The organism is Archangium sp. (genome assembly GCF_036277355.1).
Lineage (GTDB): Bacteria > Myxococcota > Myxococcia > Myxococcales > Myxococcaceae > Archangium.
Map to the genome: position 1 here is coordinate 138,402 of NZ_DASUNC010000076.1, position 15,454 is coordinate 153,855.

Sequence of the window (15,454 nt, forward strand, 5' to 3'; positions counted from 1 at the left end):
TCACCCGGGATGGAAGCCCGCCGCGCCGCGCGTTGACTTGGCCAGGGGGCCGGGCATTGTCCCCCTCCGCCATGGACGCGTCCCCCTTCCGCTCGAACTGGTCGCTCGATCCCGAGGTGACCTTCCTCAACCACGGCTCCTTCGGAGCCTGCCCCACGCGCGTGCTCGAGGAGCAGTCCCGGCTGCGCGCCCGCCTGGAGGCCGAGCCCGTCCGCTTCCTCCACCGCGAGCTCGAGCCCCTCGCCGATGCGGCCCGCGCCGCGCTCGGGGACTTCCTGGACGTCAACCCGGACGACCTCGCCTTCGTCAACAACGCCACCACCGGCGTCAACACCGTGCTGCGCTCGCTGCGCTTCTCCCCCGGTGACGAGCTGCTCACCACCGACCACGAGTACAACGCCTCCCGCAACGCGCTCGACTTCGTGGCCAGCCAGTGGGGCGTGAAGGTGGTGGTGGCCAAGCTGCCCTGGCCCGCGCCCTCGCCCCAGGCCATGGTGGACGCGGTGCTCTCCCACGTCACCCTCGACACCAAGCTGCTGCTCATCGACCACATCTCCAGCCAGACGGCGCTGGTGATGCCGGTGGCCAGCCTCATCCGCGCCCTGCGCGAGCGGGGGATCGAAACGCTCGTGGACGGCGCCCACGGGCCCGGGCAGGTGCCCCTGTCCCTGCACCGGCTCGGCGCCGGGTACTACACCGGCAACTGCCACAAGTGGCTGTGCGCCCCCAAGGGTGCCGCCTTCCTCTACGTGCGCAGGGACCTCCAGCCCGGCATCCGCCCCCTCGTCATCAGCCACGGGTACAACTCGCGGCGCACGGACCGCTCGCGCTTCCGCCTGGAGTTCGACTGGCTCGGGACGAACGACCCCACCCCCTTCCTCTGCATCCCCAAGGCGCTGGAGGTCATGGGCGGCATGCTCCCCGGCGGCTGGCCCGAGGTGATGGCCAGCAACCGCGCCAAGGCGCTGGCGGCGCGCACCTTCCTGTGCCAGCGGCTCAAGGTGGCCCCCCGCTGCCCCGAGGACATGGTGGGCTCCATGGCCACCGTGCCCCTCCCGGACGGCTTCCCGGCGGAGCCCTCGGTGCTGGGGTTGGACCCGCTCCAGGACCGGCTCCTCTCCGAGTACCGCATCGAGGTGCCCATCGTCCCCTGGCCCAAGGCCCCCCACCGCCACGTCCGCCTGTCCGCCCAGCTCTACAACACGCACGCGGAGTACCAGCGGCTCGCCGAGGCTTTGGAGGCGCTGGTGCGCTGAGTAAGCTCCGCGCCCATGCCTCGTTACGCCACCATCGATGTGGGGACCAACTCGGTCCTCCTGCTCGTCGCCGACCGCCTGCCGGATGGCCGCTTCCAGGCCGTGCAGGAGCGCGCGGAAATCACCCGCCTGGGCCGGGGCGTGGACAAGAGCCGCCGCCTCTCGCCCGAGGGCCTGGAGGCCACCCTCCAGGTGCTCTCCGACTTCGCCAGCGAGGCCCGCCGGCTGGGCGCCGAGGCCATCGCCGTGTCCGCCACCAGCGCCGCCCGCGACGCGGAGAACGGCGCCGAGTTCCTCGCCAAGGCCCGCGAGCGCGCCGGAGTGACGGTGGACATCATCTCCGGCGAGCTGGAGGCGCAGCTCTCCTTCACCTCGGCCCACGCGGACTTCGGGCGCGAGTCCCCGGCCCCTCTGGTGGTCATCGACATCGGCGGCGGCTCCACCGAGTTCATCTACGGCGACGCGCAGGGCCGCATGGCCTTCCGGCACAGCTTCGACGTGGGCTCGGTGCGCATGACGGAGCGCTACGTGCACTCGGACCCGATGTCCGCCGCGGACCGGGCCCGTGTGGAGTCGCACCTGCGCGAGACGTTCTCCCAGCTGCCCCCCTGCCCCCGGAACGCGGTGCTGGTAGGCATCGCCGGCACGGTGACGACGCTCTTCACCGTGCGGCACGCCATCGAGCCGTATGACGCCGCGCGCGTCCAGGGCGGCACCCTCACGCTCGCCGAGCTGGAGGCGCTGGCGGACCAGATGTGCCGGCTGCCGCTCGCCGAGCGCCAGAAGCTGCCGGGCCTGCAGCCCAAGCGCGCGGATGTGATTCCCGCCGGAGCCCTCATCCTGCTCGAGAGCCTGCGGGCGCTCGGGCTCGAGCGCTGCCGGGTGAGCGACCGGGGCCTGCGTTGGGGCCTGCTCGCGTACCGTTTCGGAGCCCCCCAGTCATGAGTACCACCACCGCCGTGGCCACCCCCACCGCTCCCGCCGTCTCCTCCACGCGCACCAGCTACTACGCGCTGCTCATCCTCTCCCTCATCAACCTGGTCAACTACCTCGACCGGTACATCGTCACGGTCGCCCTGCCCTACATCAAGCAGGACTTCCAGCTCACCAACACCCAGGCGGGCTACCTGGGCAGCTTCTTCATGCTGGTGTTCATGCTGGCCTCTCCCGTGAGTGGCTTCCTCGGGGACCGGCTGCCGCGGCGCTACCTGGTGGCCACGGGCGTGCTGCTGTGGAGCCTGGCGACGGGGGCCTCGGGGCTGGCGAAGACCTTCGCGGTGCTGATGGTGGCGCGGGCCTGCGTGGGCATCGGCGAGGCGGGGTATGGCGCGGTGGCCCCGTCCATCATCTCCGACCTCTTCCCGCGCGAGCAGCGCACGCGCGTGCTGTCCTTCTTCTACATCGCCATCCCCGTGGGAGCGGCGGCCGGCTACGGGCTGGGCGGGTGGCTGAGCGAAGCGTACTCGTGGCACATGGCCTTCTTCGTGGGCGGCGCCCCGGGCCTGGTGCTGGGCGTCATGGCCTTCTTCATGCCCGAGCCCCAGCGCGGAGCCATGGACGGGCCCGAGGCCCAGACGAAGCTGCCCTTCCTCGTGGGCCTCAAGGGACTGGCGAACAACCCGTCCTTCTGGTGGACCACGGCGGGCTACACGCTGATGACGTTCTCCATTGGAGGCCTCGGGTACTGGCTGCCCACCTTCCTCGTCAGCGAGCGCGGCATGTCGCCGGGGACCGCGGGCTTCAGTTCCGGCGCCGTCACCGCCGTCGCGGGTCTGGTGGGCACGCTGGCCGGAGGCCTGCTGGGCGACAAGATGGACCGGCGCATGGAGGGCGGTGGCCTGCGCATGTCCGGCGTGGGACTGCTGATCGCCGCCCCCCTCATGTTCCTCGCGATGAAGGTGGACTCGCACGCGCCGATGTTCGCCATCATCTTCCTGGCGCAGTTCTTCATCTTCCTCAACAGCGGCCCCATCAACGCGGCCATCGTCAACGGCGTGCCTCCGGCGTTCCGCGCCTTCGCCATGGGGTTGAACGTGCTGTTCATCCACATGCTGGGCGATGCCATCTCGCCCACCGCCATCGGCAAGGTGGCGGACCTGAGCAGCCTGAGCTTCGCCATCGAGCTCAATGCCCTGCCGGTGCTGCTGGGCGGACTCTCGCTGTTGATGGCGGGCAAGCTCTTCAGGCACGTCTCGGCCTGAGGTCCAGCATCCTGGAGGCTCCATGGGCAGTGTGTTGTTCACCCCGCTGACGCTGCGCGGGCTCACCCTCGAGAATCGCATCGTCGTCTCGCCCATGTGCCAGTACTCGAGCGAGGACGGCTTCGCGAACGACTGGCACCTCGTCCACCTGGGCTCCCGGGCCGTGGGGGGCGCGGGGTTGATCATCCTCGAGGCCACCGCCGTCGAGGCCATCGGGCGCATCTCGCCGCAGGACCTGGGCATCTGGAAGGACGAGCACGTCGCGCCCCTGGCGCGCATCACGCGCTTCCTCCACGAGCAGGGCTCGGTGGCGGGCATCCAGCTGGCGCACGCGGGGCGCAAGGCGTCCACGGCGCAGCCCTGGAAGGGCGGCGGCCCCATTCCTCTCAGCGACAAGCAGGGCTGGAAGCCCGTGGGGCCGAGCGCCGTGCCCTTCGACGCGGACCACACGGTGCCGGAGGCGCTCGATGAGGCGGGCATCCAACGCGTGGTGAGGGCCTTCGTCGAGGCCACCGAGCGCGCGAAGGCCGCGGGGTTCCAACTCGTGGAGCTCCACGCCGCGCACGGCTACCTGCTCCACGAGTTCCTCTCACCGCTGTCCAATCAGCGTACGGACCGGTATGGCGGCTCGTTCGAGAACCGCGTGCGGCTCACCCGCGAGGTGGTGCAGGCGGTGCGCAAGCGCTGGCCCGAGGAGCTGCCCCTCTTCGTGCGCATCTCCGCCTCGGACTGGACCGAGGGCGGATGGAACCTCGACGAGTCGGTGGCGCTCGCGAAGCTGCTGAAGCAGGACGGGGCGGACCTCATCGATTGCTCCTCCGGAGGCGCGGTGCCGGGGGTGAAGATTCCCGCCGGGCCCGGCTACCAGACGCACTTCGCCGAGCGCATCCGCAGGGAGGCAGGCATCGCCACGGGCGCGGTGGGCTTCATCCGCTCCGCCTTCCAGGCCGACCACATCGTGCGCACGGAGCAGGCGGACGTGGTCATCCTCGCCCGCGAGCTGCTGCGCAACCCCTACTGGCCCCTGCACGCGGCGCGCGAGCTCCACGCCACGGTGCCCTGGCCGCCCCAGTACGAGCGCGCCCAGGATTGAGCCACGCTCCGTTCCTCACGGAGCCCCGACGAGGGCTCCGCGAGGGATTCCGAAGTGCTCCAGCAGGGCCCGCTCGAGCTCCTCCGCCGTGGTGAGCGGCTGTTCCACGCGCCGGCCCTGCTCCGTGACGATGAGCCGGTTCCCACTGAGCGTCACCCGCCCCGTGGGCGTCTTGCGGGAGCAGAGCGTGTTCTTGAGGAAGAACGAGTCGGGCGAGGTCTGGTGATACCGGCACATCTCCGAGAACTCCTCCAGCCGCCTCGGCACGCGCGAGAACACATAGAGGAGCCGCCTCGCACCGCCCGGCATCTCCACGAAGAGCGACCAGTCCTCCCCGAGCCGCTCCAGGGGGAAGCGCTGCCCTCCCGATTCCCACGTTCCCGCGGCGAGCGGGAGCGGCTCGGAGAAGCTCTCCCCGAAGCCCACGTCCACGAGCCAGCAGGCGCCCTCCAGGGACACCTCCAGCACGAGGTGATCGAACTCGGGGCCGGAGGGATGAACGCCATCCGGTGACACCCGCCCGGACAGGTACGTCACCTGGAAGCCCAGGGCGCGCAGGAGCACGGCGAACAGGCCGTTCAGCTCGTAGCAGAACCCACCGCGGTTTCGCCGGACGACCTTGTCGAAGAAGGCCGCCTCGTCGAGGACGATGGGGCGCCGGCTGTGGATGTCGAGGTTCTCGAAGGGGATGGTCTCGAGGTGCCGCCGGTGCAACGCACGCAGGGTCTCCAGCGTGGGCTCCCGCGGCCCCTCGTATCCCAGCCTCCGCAAGTACTGACCGATGTCCATGGCTCCCCCGTCCGCGGCCCGAAAGCGCGCCTCGCGCACTATAGGTCAGCCGGAGGAGGGGGTGAGGCCCGCCAGGCCAGGGCGAGCCTCGGACCGGACATCAGTAGTAGGCCACGCAGGAGTAGGACTTGCTGCTGACGTTCGACCAGTTCCCGTTGCTGTCCTGCACCTTGAAGCTGAAGGTGACCGTCTGCAGGGGCCAGTACTTGTTTTCATAGGTTCGCGCCTCGCAGCCGAAGCTCTGGGTGAGCGTGCCCTGGAACCAGGGGTTCGCCTCGCCCAGCACGGAGTCCTGCCAGTAGGCGGTGTGCGTCCCGGTGCCCAGGCTGACGCTGCCCGTGCACCTGACCTCGTAGTTCGAGGGCCGCGTGCAGGAGAGGGAGGTGGTGGGGGCGCAGTACTGGCTGAAGGACGCGGTGACCGACCGGGGACTGTCGTAGCAGGTGGTGCGCGTGCCAGCGCTGTCCACGACCATGGGGAAGGCCTTCACCGTCAGGGTGTGCCCGCCGCACGTCGTCCCCCCGGCGCTGAAGTTCCAGCCACCGGAGGTGCCGAGGTACTCGGTGGCGCTCTTCAGCACGCCATCCACGTAGTACTCCGTCCGCACCCCGTTGGCGCCGCTGGATACCGCCCAGCTTCCAGCGCCGGCCGCCACCCCCTCGTACGAGCTGACGCCGTCGATGTTCAGCCCGGAGACCGTCAGGCCGACGCACAGCGCCGACTCCCGCGTGCCCAGCTGCTCCTCGGCCGGAGCCAGCGCGTCTTCCGCGGCCCCACCGCAAGCGGCCAACAGCAGCCCGGACATCAGCGAACAGGTGAGGGAACGAATCGTTTTTTGCGGTTTCAAGGGATTCCTCCGTTACGACGGAATACCATGAATTTCTAACATAACGGAATAATCCACTCAAGCTGATAGTTCCCTCCAGATGACAAGGCCCGGGACAGGTCGAGACGCCCCGGTGCCCCTCCGCCACCACTCGACCCGCACGAGCGGCGCATGTCCGCCAACGACGGGTGACTCCGGACTCCGCTCCGTCCCGGGTGGCTTCCGGGAGAACATGGCGCCCCGCCCTCTCTCCCGGGAGCCACCATGAACCCCGCAGATCCCCGCATCACCCTCGAAGTCCGTGGACCGCTCGCGCTGATCGGCATCAACCGCCCCGACAAGCGCAACGCCTTCGACGTCACGATGCTCCGGGCCTTCGGCGCGGCGATGACCGAGGCGGACCGGCATCCCGACGTGCGCTGCATGGTCGTCCTCGCGGAGGGAGATCACTTCTCGGCGGGGTTGGACCTGGCCAGCGTGGGGCCCGCCCTCGCCAGCGGGGAGCGGCTCTTTCCAGAGGGCATCATCGACCCGTGGGCCATCCAGGGAGAGGTGCGGACGAAGCCGCTCATCGTCGCGGTGCAGGGCCTGTGCTTCACGCTGGGCATCGAGCTCATCCTGGCGGCGGACATCGCCGTGGCCGCGGAGAGCACGCGCTTCGCGCAGATTGAAATCAAGCGCGGCATCTTCCCGTTCGGCGGAGCCACGCTGCGCTTCCCGCAGGTGGCCGGCTGGGGCAACGCCATGCGCTGGCTGCTCACGGGTGACGAGTTCGACGCGAAGGAGGCCCACCGCATCGGGCTCGTGCAGGAGGTGGTCGAGCACGGCCGGCAGCGCGAGCGTGCCCTGGCGCTCGCGGAGACGGTGGCGAAGCAGGCCCCGCTGGGCGTGAGGGCCACGCTCGCCTCGGCGCGGCAGACCCTGGCCGAGGGGCCCGACGCCGCCCGGCGCGCCCTGCTGCCGAAGCTGCTCGAGCTGTCCGCCAGCGAGGATGCACGCGAGGGCGTCCAATCCTTCATCGAGCGCCGCGAGGCCCGCTTCACGGGGCGCTGAGCTGTTTCATGCGCGGGCGGCTTCGGGGGCGGTGCGCTCCCGCCCGGGCAGCCCAGGGCCCGCCGACGTATTCACCCGCGCACATCTCGACAAGCCCCGAGGGTCCCTGGCGCGAGCCCGCCCCCATCCCCACTCCTCCAACGCCATGTGTCCGAAGCGGGCCAGCGGGTGGTGGGCGGGGGTGGCACTGCTCTCGGTGCTGGGGGCTTGTACCCGGGTACACGAGACTCCACCGGACGCCCGGAGGCCGGAGCACATCCAAGGTGCGGCCGCGCCATTTCCGCACCGTGAGCTTCCGCACGACTGGCACGCCTTCGACACCCGCTTCCTCCACTACGTCTCCATCCAGGTGGCTCCCGAGCACCTCGACGCCCTGGAGCACGACCACGAGCAGCGCATCCCCTGTGACATCACCCTCAACGGGGTTTCACTCCACAACGTGGGCATCCGCCAGAAGGGAAGCCTGGGCTCGGGCTCCACCCTGGCGGACAAGCCCGGCTGGAGCTTGAAGTTCGACGAGTTCGTCAAGGGCCAGCGCTACCAGGGGCTGGACAAGCTGCTGCTGAACAACGCCCACCAGGACCGCAGCCTGCTCAACGAACACCTCGCCTACGAGCTGTATCGCCGGGCGGGGCTCGCCGCGCCACGCACCGCGCATGCGCTGGTGGTGCTCAACGGCAGGATCTACGGCTTCTACGTGGTGCGCGAGGCCTACGACAAACGCGCCTTGCGCGGCATGTTCGGCAACGGCAACGGCAACCTCTACGAGGGTTCCTGCTGCGTGGACTTCGCCGCTCCGCTGGGGAGCCCCGCCCTGCTGGACCTCAAGGACGAGCAGGAGGAAGGACGCACGCGCGAGGACCTCCAGGTGCTGGCCGACATCGTCGAGACGGCTCCGGATGACACGCTGGAGCAGCAACTGGAAGCGGTGCTCGACGTGGACGCCTGGCTCACCAGCTACGCGCTGGAGGTGGCGCTCGCGCACTGGGATGGCTACGCGCTCAACCTCAACAACTATTACCTCTACCACCGGCCGGGCGATGGCCGTTTCGTCTTCCTGCCGCAGGGGATGGACCAGCTGGTGGATCAGCCGGAGCTCGACCCGTTCCAGGTGCCCCAGTCCCGTCTGGCCCAGCGGGTGCTGGAGCACCCCTCCTTGAAGGCACGATTCCTCGCGCGCCTGCACACGGTGGTCCGCGAGGTCTGGAGCGATGAAGCGATGCAGGCCCGCGCCGAGGCGGTGCACACCGTCATCGAGTCCGTGCCGTATGACGACGCACGGGTCCGTGAGGAGCTGGAGGACTTCCAGGCGCGCTTCCCCCTCCAGCTCGAGCTGTTCCGCGGCCGCCGCATCCTCCTCGAAGGGCTCCTGCCCCCCTCCGGGCCGTGACGTGACGCGAGCCCCTCACTGCCCGCGCTTGCGCACGGAGATCTCCACGATGAAGTCCGGGCTCCGCTCCGCGCCGGGCTCGGTCCGCGCCAGCACCGCGGGCCGGTCGTCGCCCGTCCACAGGCCCAGCAAGTCGTAGGTCATCCACTGCGCCAGCGAGCGCGCCACCCGCTGCGCTCCCTCGCGGGACACCGTCGAGAGCGAGCCCTGTGCATCCATCAGCCCTCGCACCAGCCGCGCCGGCACCATCCAGCACTCGGCGCGCAACGAGGGCGGCACCAGGAACAGGCAGAACGAAGCCTCCGTCTGTCCCAACAGCCCGTCCACCTGCTCGCGCCCGAGCCGCAGGTTCGGCGCCCACTCGCCCCGGTGCTCCAGCTTCCTCGCCAGCACCAGCACCGCCCGCTTCGTCGTCAGGAAGGAGTCCACCTCCACCTTCAGCACGAACGCCAGCTCCACTCCCGCCGGCCGCGCGTTCTCCGGCGCCGGCTCGCCCTCCACCGGCTCCCGCGTCCTGCGGTACTGGAGCTCCAACTCCAGCGGCACCGGCTGCCCCTGCGAGAGCAGAATCGAGAGGTCCGAGCGGATGCTCTCGAACTCGTGCCGCAGGTCCTCGAGCAGCCGCGTCACCAGCCGCGCCTCGTCCTCGCGGAAGTGCTCCGGGTAGCGCGCCGAGAAATCCCGCTCCACGCGGCTGAACGCGCCCAGCAGCAACTCCTCCAGGTCCCGGTCCTTCAGCCACGTCCTGCCCCCGCCGAGCGTCATCGCCCCAGAGGCCCTCAGGTGGCGCAGCGCCCCCGTCAACGTCGCGGGCGTCGCCGGCTCGGGCGCGGACTCGGCCCCGTGCGCCAGCCACGCGTTGATGGCCCGCACGCGGAAGCGCACGCGCGTGGACGGGTGCTCGCCCAGCTTGCGCAGCAGCCGCCGGTCCGTCCCCGTCTTCACCAGCGACAGCGTCACCAGCTCGGCCTCCGAGGCCGCCGCGTCCGGCGCGCACCACAGGAAGAACTCGATGGCCGCCTTGCGCAGCACCGGCTTCTTCACGAACCGCCGCGTCACCTCCTGCCTCCACGCCGCCAGCTCGTCCGCTCCGGGCCGCCGCTCCGACTCCACCCGCGGCCACAGGTCCGCGCACTCCTCCGCCAGCCAGTACAGCGCCTCCGCCACCGGCAGCTCGCGCACCCGCTCCCGCGCCTGGTTCCGCCGCTCGAAGGCGTCCTCCGCGCCCTGCCGCAGCGCCACCCGGAAGATGCGCTCCTCCAGCCACAGCAGCACCAGCGCCAGCCCCGGCTCGGCCTTGGGCTTCAGGTGCTCCCAGCACTTGTCCGCCACCACCCGGTGCCGCTCGAGCTCCTTGTCCTCGTGGATGCTGGCCACCAGCGCCTGCAGGGCGCCTCTCAGGCCCTCCACCGGCGCCTCGAAGTACACCAGCAACTCACTCAGGTTCTCGATGACCGCCAACGCGCCTCCCTCTTCGAGGTTCCTGGTCAGCAGCAGGCTCGCCCGGGTGCACCAGCGCGCCTCGCCCTTCCCGCTCGCGTAGCTCCCCAGGAAGCCGCGCAGCTCGCTCCGGCCCTCGGGCGACGCCACCATCTGGAAGAGCTTCTCCTCCAGCACGTCCCGGCACTCGCGCCACGGAATCCGCGCCGCCCGCTCCCGGATGAAGGCCACCAGCTTGTCCCGGCCCTCGCGCAGGTGCGGCAGCAGCGCCCGGAGCTGATCCAACCGCCCGATGACCCGCTTCTCCGAGCCCAGCAGGAACTTCAGGTCCAGTTCCACCGTGTCGTGGAAGCGCAGCACCCGGCCGTCGAAGGTGCAGCGCACGCCGCTCACCAACTCCGTCAGCGCCTCGGGGTGGCGCTTGAGGTAGCGCGTCAGCACCTTGGAGACCTCGGCCCCCACCTGCTCCATGAGCGGCCCCACGGCCTCGGCCTGGCCCTGCACGTTCAGCGCCAGCAGGAGCTGCTCCCGGCGGGAGATGAGCCGCTGCAGCAGCTCCCTCGGGGGCGCCGTGTAGGGCCACAGCAGCTCGCCGCCGTGGGCCAGCAGGAACAACAGCTCGCCCGGAGAGCGCTCGCCGGAGTCCAGCCGGGACCAGGCGGCCGTCTGCGCCATCTCGCGCTCGTCCAGGGTGGCGTTGCGCACCCACTCGGTGAGCTGCTCCGACCACTGAGGACGCGACGACAGCACGGCGTCGGGACTGGCCCCCGTCACCTGCTCATAGAGCGCCTGGATGGACTCAGGCCACTTGTCGTCACCCGGTTGCATGGTCGAGCACGGAAGCTCACCGCCCTGCTACCACAGCTAATGGCGCTCCGCCCGGGTCCAGTCGCGGCTGGTACTCCCCGGCCAGTTGCTCCACCTCGGCCGCCAGGCGCTCGCCCTCGGTGAGCAGCCGCGCCTTGAGCCGTCCCCGGCTGCCCAGCGTGAAGAACACGGCCACGTCATGGAGCAACACCTGCCAGCGCTCGGAGAAGTACAGCGTGAAGAGCGCCAGCGGCGGCACGCCCAGCAGCACCGGCAGCCCCAGCGGCGCCCCGCGCCACAGCCACGCCCCCACCGTCAGCGCCCCCCACCACGCCAGCGACACCACCAGCGCCACGAGGAACTTCACCGTCGCCTGGACGTCCAGCTCGGCCTTGCGGCTGGCCCACCTCGGCACCAGGTACGGCACGTAGAAGAGCCCCAGCCCCAGGGCGAACAGCGGCAGGCCGAACGCCAGCAGCAGCAGGTTCTTCACCACGAAGCGCGCCACCGGGCCCGTCCGGTACTCCAGCGCCAGGTCCGTGGGGTCCGCCCGCACCAGCTCCAGCCGGCGCAGGAAGGACACCATCTCTCCCCGCACCCGCTCGAAGCGCTCGGGCTGCTCGGAGCGGAAGAGCTGCAGGCCCCGCGCCCAGTTGCGCAGCCGCTCGGGATCCTGCGCCTCCTTCTTCCGGAAGGCGAAGAGCTGCTCGGAGAGCTGGATGAGCGGCAGCTCCTCCCACTGGTCCAGGTTGAGCGTGACGGCGCGGAGCCCCTCGGCGATGCGCTCGGTGAGCCGGCGCACGGACTCGCCCTCGGCCGCCGCGTCCGCCGGCAGGAAGTCCGTCACCTCGATGGGGGTGCCCATCTCGATGAGCACCTCGCTGTGGAACAGGTGCTTGTCCGCGTACGTGAGGCCCACCGGGACGATGCGCACCGGCGCGCCCTGCTTCGCCGCCCCGAGCGCGATGCGCGCCGCGCCCGTCTTCAGCTCCGCCAGCGAGGGCTCCGAGTGACTCTTGCCCTCGGGGAAGAGGGTGATGGCCCGGCCCGCCACCAGCGCCCCGCGCGCCGCGTCCAGCGTCCCCTCGTTCTTGCCCATCTGCGAGGGGTCATCCTGCTTGCGGTACACCGGCAATGCCCCGAGCCCCTTGAGCAGCCAGCCGATGATGGGAAGGCGGAAGAGCGGCTCCTTGGCCAGGAACGTCACGTGCCGGCGCGTGAGGATGAAGACGAGGGCCGGGTCGATGAGCCCATTGGGGTGGTTGCCCACGAACATGACCGGGCCCTCGGGCTCGGCCGGGGGCGCATTCACCTTCACCCGGTAGAAGAGCCGCAGCGCCAGGGCCACCACCGCACGCACGATGCCGTAGAACACGGCGCGCAGTGTACACCGGACGCTCGCGTCCCGGGCACGGCCCAGGACCCGCCCGGCCCGGCGCCTCCGCACGCTGCGTGCGTGGACACCAACACGCGCATGAACTGGAGCGCCCCCCTCCTCTATTGCCATTGGATGGATTGCTCGTCCACTGGGACGCAATCCCAGGGTACGTGGCTCATCGTCGGCGCGGCCTCAATCGAGGGTCTTGAATCGAATCTTCGAGATGAACTCGGAGAAGGTCAGCGCGATGAACCCAAGGTTGTGGAAGAACTCCTCCCCCAGTTTGCCGGCGTCGAACCAGTCGTGGGCCCAGAACCAGACGGAGCCAGGCCGTTTTCCGCTCACGTCGAGCAGAAACAGGTGGCCTCCGGGGTCGGACCCCATGGGAATGAACCCAGGTGCAATGCGTGGCTCCTCCTGGACGAACTCCCGATAGGCACCCGATAGCGTCAGGCTTTCACTCCTTTGATCTTCGTAGATGCCCGCCCAGTCCTCGGCGTTGAAGAGGTAGTCCACGATCACTTCATCCAGGACGCCCTTGGGCGGACGGCCCTGCCATTCCACCGTGACTACGGGGTACTCGTCCGGATGGGGTGCTTGAGGGTGAACGGGCCTGCCGCCATTCACGTCCAGGAGGAACTGGTGATGATCGGCCGGCAGGCGAATTCCGATGAGCTGCTCGAACTGCTGGATTCGCGATAGCTGACCGGGCCGTGTGGCCAGGGACTCGAACTTCATCTGCTCCCAGGGATTCATCAGAACTCCAGAACCTCCTCCAGTGCCAGAGCACGGGAGCGGAAGGGAAGCAAAGCCGCAGGAAGCGCACGCGCGGACTGAGCCCCGCTTCCACCCGGCTCCTCCAGTTCCGGGATGCTATACCCGGAGCGCTCATGGCCTCTCCCGCCCTCCGGCCGTTGAACCGCCTCGCCGCGCCTGGACTGCTGCTGCTCGCGTCTCTCGCCCTCTACGGTGGGGGGCTGCTGCCCGGCCGCGCGTTCTTCTACCGCGACGTGATGCACTACTACTGGCCCACCCAGGCCACGCGCTTCGCACTCGGCGGCCTGCCGCACTGGAATCCCTTCCACCAGGGTGGGCTCCCCTTCCTCGCGGACATCCACGCCGGCGTCTTCTACCCGCCCAACCTCCTCTTCGCCGTCTTCTCCTTCCCCACCGCCTACGCGCTCCTCCTGGTCCTCCACCACTTCCTGGGCCAGCTCGGGCTCTTCGTCTTCCTGCGGCGCCAGGCGTTCGAGGTGCTTCCCGCCCTCACCGGCACGCTCGCCCTCGGGCTCACCGGCTACATGGCCGGACTGGGCAACTTCGGACCGCTCGTCTCCGGCTGGACCTGGACGCCCTGGCTGCTCGTCGTCCTCCAATCCCAGCTCCTCCCCCTGCGCAGGCTGGCCGTCCTCTCGCTCCTCATCGCCGCGCAGCTCGTCTCGGGAGATCCCCAATCCGCGCTCTACTCGGCGCTGGTGGCCGCGACGTACGTGGCGTGGTTCCCCGGCCGCAAGGAGCGGCTGGTGGCGCTCGCGGGCGCCGGTGCGCTCGGGCTGCTGCTCGCCGGGGTGCAGGTGTTCCCCGCCCTCGAGCTGCTGGCGGAGTCCACCCGCGGCGGCTCCGGGGTCGGCTACCTCGCGAGCTGGAACCTGCACCCGGTGCGGATGCTGGAGTTCCTCTTCCCCTACCCCTTCGGCGAGTACCTCGGCGTGCCGCAGTTCTGGGCCTGGTTCATGGTGAAGGGACCGGGCGCGATTCCCTTCGCCCTCAGCATCTACCTGGGGGCCACGGTGCTCGTGCTCGCCGTGCTGGGCGCGAGGAAGGACCGGCTCACCGGCTTCGCGCTCAGCCTGTGCGCGCTGGGCCTCCTGCTGGCCCTGGGTGAACGCTCCCCGGTGTCCTTCCTGCTCGAGCAGCCCCCGTTCCGGTTCTTCCGCTACCCGGAGAAGTACGTCGTCCTGCTCGTGCTCGGGTGCGCGGTGCTGGCCGCGTCCGGCGCGAGGGCGCTCGTCACCGGCCCCTCGCGCGGGCGGTTGATTCCCCTGGGCGTGGCCGCGGGCCTCATGGGGGTGGCCCTCCTGTTCACCGGAGTCGCGACGGAGACGGCCCGCGAGCTCTTCGCCTCCCTCCTCCAGGCGGCCAGCACCCGGGCGGATCCGAGCGGCCCCCTGGAGAACGCGGCGCGCTCGGTGGGCACCGCGCTGTGCTTCACGGCGCTGATGCTGGGACTCGCGGCGCTGGCGCTCCGGAAGCCCGGCAGCCGCGCGGTGGCCGTGGGCGTGCTCGCGCTGGTGGCGGTGGATCTGCTGTGGACGGCGCGCAAGACGGTGTGGCTCGGGCCGGCCTCCCTCTACCAGGAGCCCGCGCTGGCGGCCCGGCTCCGGGAACTGGCGGGCTCACCGCCGACGCGCTTGTTCCGCATGGACAGGGCGCTCAAGGCCTCGGCGCCTCCGAGCAGGGACCTCGAGGGGCTCATCCGTCTGCGCGAGTGGGAGCACGAGACGCTCAAGAGCAACCTCTCCGGCGTCTTCGGGCTCGAGGAGGTCACCAGCTACAGCGCGGTGGACCTGCGGCGCTGGACGGGCCTGATGGGGGTGTTCGCACGGCGGCCGCAGGGGGTGGCGGAGCTCTACGCGGGCTGTCTGCTGTTGACGTCGGCCCAGGCGGCGCAGGCCGTGGGCCCGGGCGAGCAGGTGCTCCTGACCGAGCCCGCCCTGGGGCTCGCGGTGACGAAGCTCCCCGACTGCCCCCAGCGCCTGCGGACGGTGACGCGGACCACCGCGGTGGCCAGCCTGGAGGACGCCCTCGCGCGCCTGGGCTCCGGGAAGGTCGACCCGCGCCAGGAAGCGCTCGTGGAGGAAGGCACGACGAGGACCTACGGGCCCGCCGAGGTGACGGGCGTGGAGCTCGGTCCCCGGAGCGCCCGGGCGCGGGTGGTGGCGTCGGCGGGAGGCACCTTCCTCGTCTTCGCCACCAGCGCCTACCCGGGCTGGACGGCGGCCGTGGATGGCAACGAGGTGCCCGTGCGCATCGTCAACGGCGCGCTCATGGGCCTCGAGGTGCCGGAGGGCTCGCACCAGGTGGAGCTCTCCTTCACGGATCCGGGCTTCCACTCGGGACTCCAGGCGACGCTCGCGGGCGTGCTGGTGCTCGTGCTCCTGGCGCTCGTCTCGAGGCGCGGCCAGGACGCCCGCCCGGAGGCGCCCGCTCCGGCCTGACCG

General features: G+C 70.5%; 12 protein-coding genes. 7 read left to right on the forward strand and 5 right to left on the reverse strand.

Annotated features, from left to right (window positions below):
* The first annotated feature begins 71 nt into the window (after positions 1 to 71).
* Genes VFZ09_RS20690 through VFZ09_RS20705 form a run of 4 tightly spaced genes read left to right on the forward strand, consistent with a single transcriptional unit; the run spans position 72 to position 4,550 of the window.
* The gene (locus VFZ09_RS20690) at positions 72 to 1,256 is read left to right on the forward strand and encodes an aminotransferase class V-fold PLP-dependent enzyme (protein WP_329729347.1); all 1,185 of its coding nucleotides are present in this window, start codon (positions 72 to 74) and stop codon (positions 1,254 to 1,256) included.
* A gap of 15 nt (positions 1,257 to 1,271) precedes the next feature.
* Positions 1,272 to 2,201 (forward strand): Ppx/GppA phosphatase family protein, encoded by a 930-nt coding sequence (locus VFZ09_RS20695; RefSeq protein ID WP_329729348.1) that lies wholly within the window; start codon positions 1,272 to 1,274, stop codon positions 2,199 to 2,201.
* On the forward strand, positions 2,198 to 3,457 hold the full coding sequence (locus tag VFZ09_RS20700) for an MFS transporter (protein ID WP_329729349.1): 1,260 nt from the start codon (positions 2,198 to 2,200) through the stop codon (positions 3,455 to 3,457). The genes VFZ09_RS20695 and VFZ09_RS20700 overlap by 4 nt, the downstream gene beginning before the upstream one ends.
* A gap of 22 nt (positions 3,458 to 3,479) precedes the next feature.
* Positions 3,480 to 4,550, forward strand: coding sequence for an NADH:flavin oxidoreductase/NADH oxidase (locus VFZ09_RS20705; protein ID WP_329729350.1), 1,071 nt, complete (start codon positions 3,480 to 3,482; stop codon positions 4,548 to 4,550).
* A 15-nt stretch (positions 4,551 to 4,565) separates the two neighbouring features.
* On the opposite strand, the gene VFZ09_RS20710 is transcribed toward VFZ09_RS20705, so the two are convergent.
* Complete coding sequence (locus VFZ09_RS20710) at positions 4,566 to 5,339, reverse strand: arylamine N-acetyltransferase family protein (RefSeq protein ID WP_329729351.1); 774 nt, start codon at positions 5,337 to 5,339, stop codon at positions 4,566 to 4,568.
* A gap of 100 nt (positions 5,340 to 5,439) precedes the next feature.
* Positions 5,440 to 6,186: a hypothetical protein gene (locus VFZ09_RS20715; protein WP_329729352.1), complete on the reverse strand. Its 747-nt coding sequence runs from the start codon at positions 6,184 to 6,186 to the stop codon at positions 5,440 to 5,442.
* Between the two features lie 243 nt (positions 6,187 to 6,429).
* Here VFZ09_RS20715 and VFZ09_RS20720 point away from each other — a divergent pair, with 243 nt between their 5' ends.
* Both VFZ09_RS20720 and VFZ09_RS20725 read left to right on the forward strand, forming a co-directional pair.
* Positions 6,430 to 7,218, forward strand: coding sequence for a crotonase/enoyl-CoA hydratase family protein (locus VFZ09_RS20720; protein WP_329729353.1), 789 nt, complete (start codon positions 6,430 to 6,432; stop codon positions 7,216 to 7,218).
* A 181-nt stretch (positions 7,219 to 7,399) separates the two neighbouring features.
* On the forward strand, positions 7,400 to 8,608 hold the full coding sequence (locus tag VFZ09_RS20725) for a CotH kinase family protein (RefSeq protein ID WP_329729354.1): 1,209 nt from the start codon (positions 7,400 to 7,402) through the stop codon (positions 8,606 to 8,608).
* Between the two features lie 15 nt (positions 8,609 to 8,623).
* Here the strand turns inward: VFZ09_RS20725 and VFZ09_RS20730 are convergent, their stop codons facing one another.
* The 3 genes from VFZ09_RS20730 to VFZ09_RS20740 all read right to left on the reverse strand — a co-directional run bounded on the left by VFZ09_RS20730 (position 8,624) and on the right by VFZ09_RS20740 (position 12,989).
* A complete protein-coding gene (locus VFZ09_RS20730; RefSeq protein ID WP_329729355.1) occupies positions 8,624 to 10,876 on the reverse strand; it encodes a hypothetical protein in 2,253 nt (750 codons plus the stop codon).
* Positions 10,877 to 10,892: 16 nt separating this feature from the next.
* Positions 10,893 to 12,230 carry a lysophospholipid acyltransferase family protein gene (locus tag VFZ09_RS20735; protein WP_329729356.1) on the reverse strand — a complete coding sequence of 446 codons (1,338 nt, stop codon included), beginning with the start codon at positions 12,228 to 12,230 and terminating at the stop codon, positions 10,893 to 10,895.
* Between the two features lie 195 nt (positions 12,231 to 12,425).
* Complete coding sequence (locus VFZ09_RS20740) at positions 12,426 to 12,989, reverse strand: SMI1/KNR4 family protein (protein WP_329729357.1); 564 nt, start codon at positions 12,987 to 12,989, stop codon at positions 12,426 to 12,428.
* 134 nt (positions 12,990 to 13,123) lie between these two features.
* Between VFZ09_RS20740 and VFZ09_RS20745 the strand changes: the two genes are divergently transcribed.
* A complete protein-coding gene (locus VFZ09_RS20745) occupies positions 13,124 to 15,451 on the forward strand; it encodes a YfhO family protein (RefSeq protein ID WP_329729358.1) in 2,328 nt (775 codons plus the stop codon).
* Positions 15,452 to 15,454: the final 3 nt, after the last annotated feature.

What these genes read in the sequence shown, in the direction of transcription:
- VFZ09_RS20745 (WP_329729358.1), top strand. Translation starts at nt 13,124, where the DNA reads ATGGCCTCTCCCGCCCTCCGGCCGTTGAACCGCCTCGCCGCGCCTGGA.
- VFZ09_RS20740 (WP_329729357.1), bottom strand. Translation starts at nt 12,989, where the DNA reads ATGAATCCCTGGGAGCAGATGAAGTTCGAGTCCCTGGCCACACGGCCC.
- VFZ09_RS20710 (WP_329729351.1), bottom strand. Translation starts at nt 5,339, where the DNA reads ATGGACATCGGTCAGTACTTGCGGAGGCTGGGATACGAGGGGCCGCGG.
- VFZ09_RS20700 (WP_329729349.1), top strand. Translation starts at nt 2,198, where the DNA reads ATGAGTACCACCACCGCCGTGGCCACCCCCACCGCTCCCGCCGTCTCC.
- VFZ09_RS20705 (WP_329729350.1), top strand. Translation starts at nt 3,480, where the DNA reads ATGGGCAGTGTGTTGTTCACCCCGCTGACGCTGCGCGGGCTCACCCTC.
- VFZ09_RS20720 (WP_329729353.1), top strand. Translation starts at nt 6,430, where the DNA reads ATGAACCCCGCAGATCCCCGCATCACCCTCGAAGTCCGTGGACCGCTC.
- VFZ09_RS20690 (WP_329729347.1), top strand. Translation starts at nt 72, where the DNA reads ATGGACGCGTCCCCCTTCCGCTCGAACTGGTCGCTCGATCCCGAGGTG.
- VFZ09_RS20730 (WP_329729355.1), bottom strand. Translation starts at nt 10,876, where the DNA reads ATGCAACCGGGTGACGACAAGTGGCCTGAGTCCATCCAGGCGCTCTAT.
- VFZ09_RS20695 (WP_329729348.1), top strand. Translation starts at nt 1,272, where the DNA reads ATGCCTCGTTACGCCACCATCGATGTGGGGACCAACTCGGTCCTCCTG.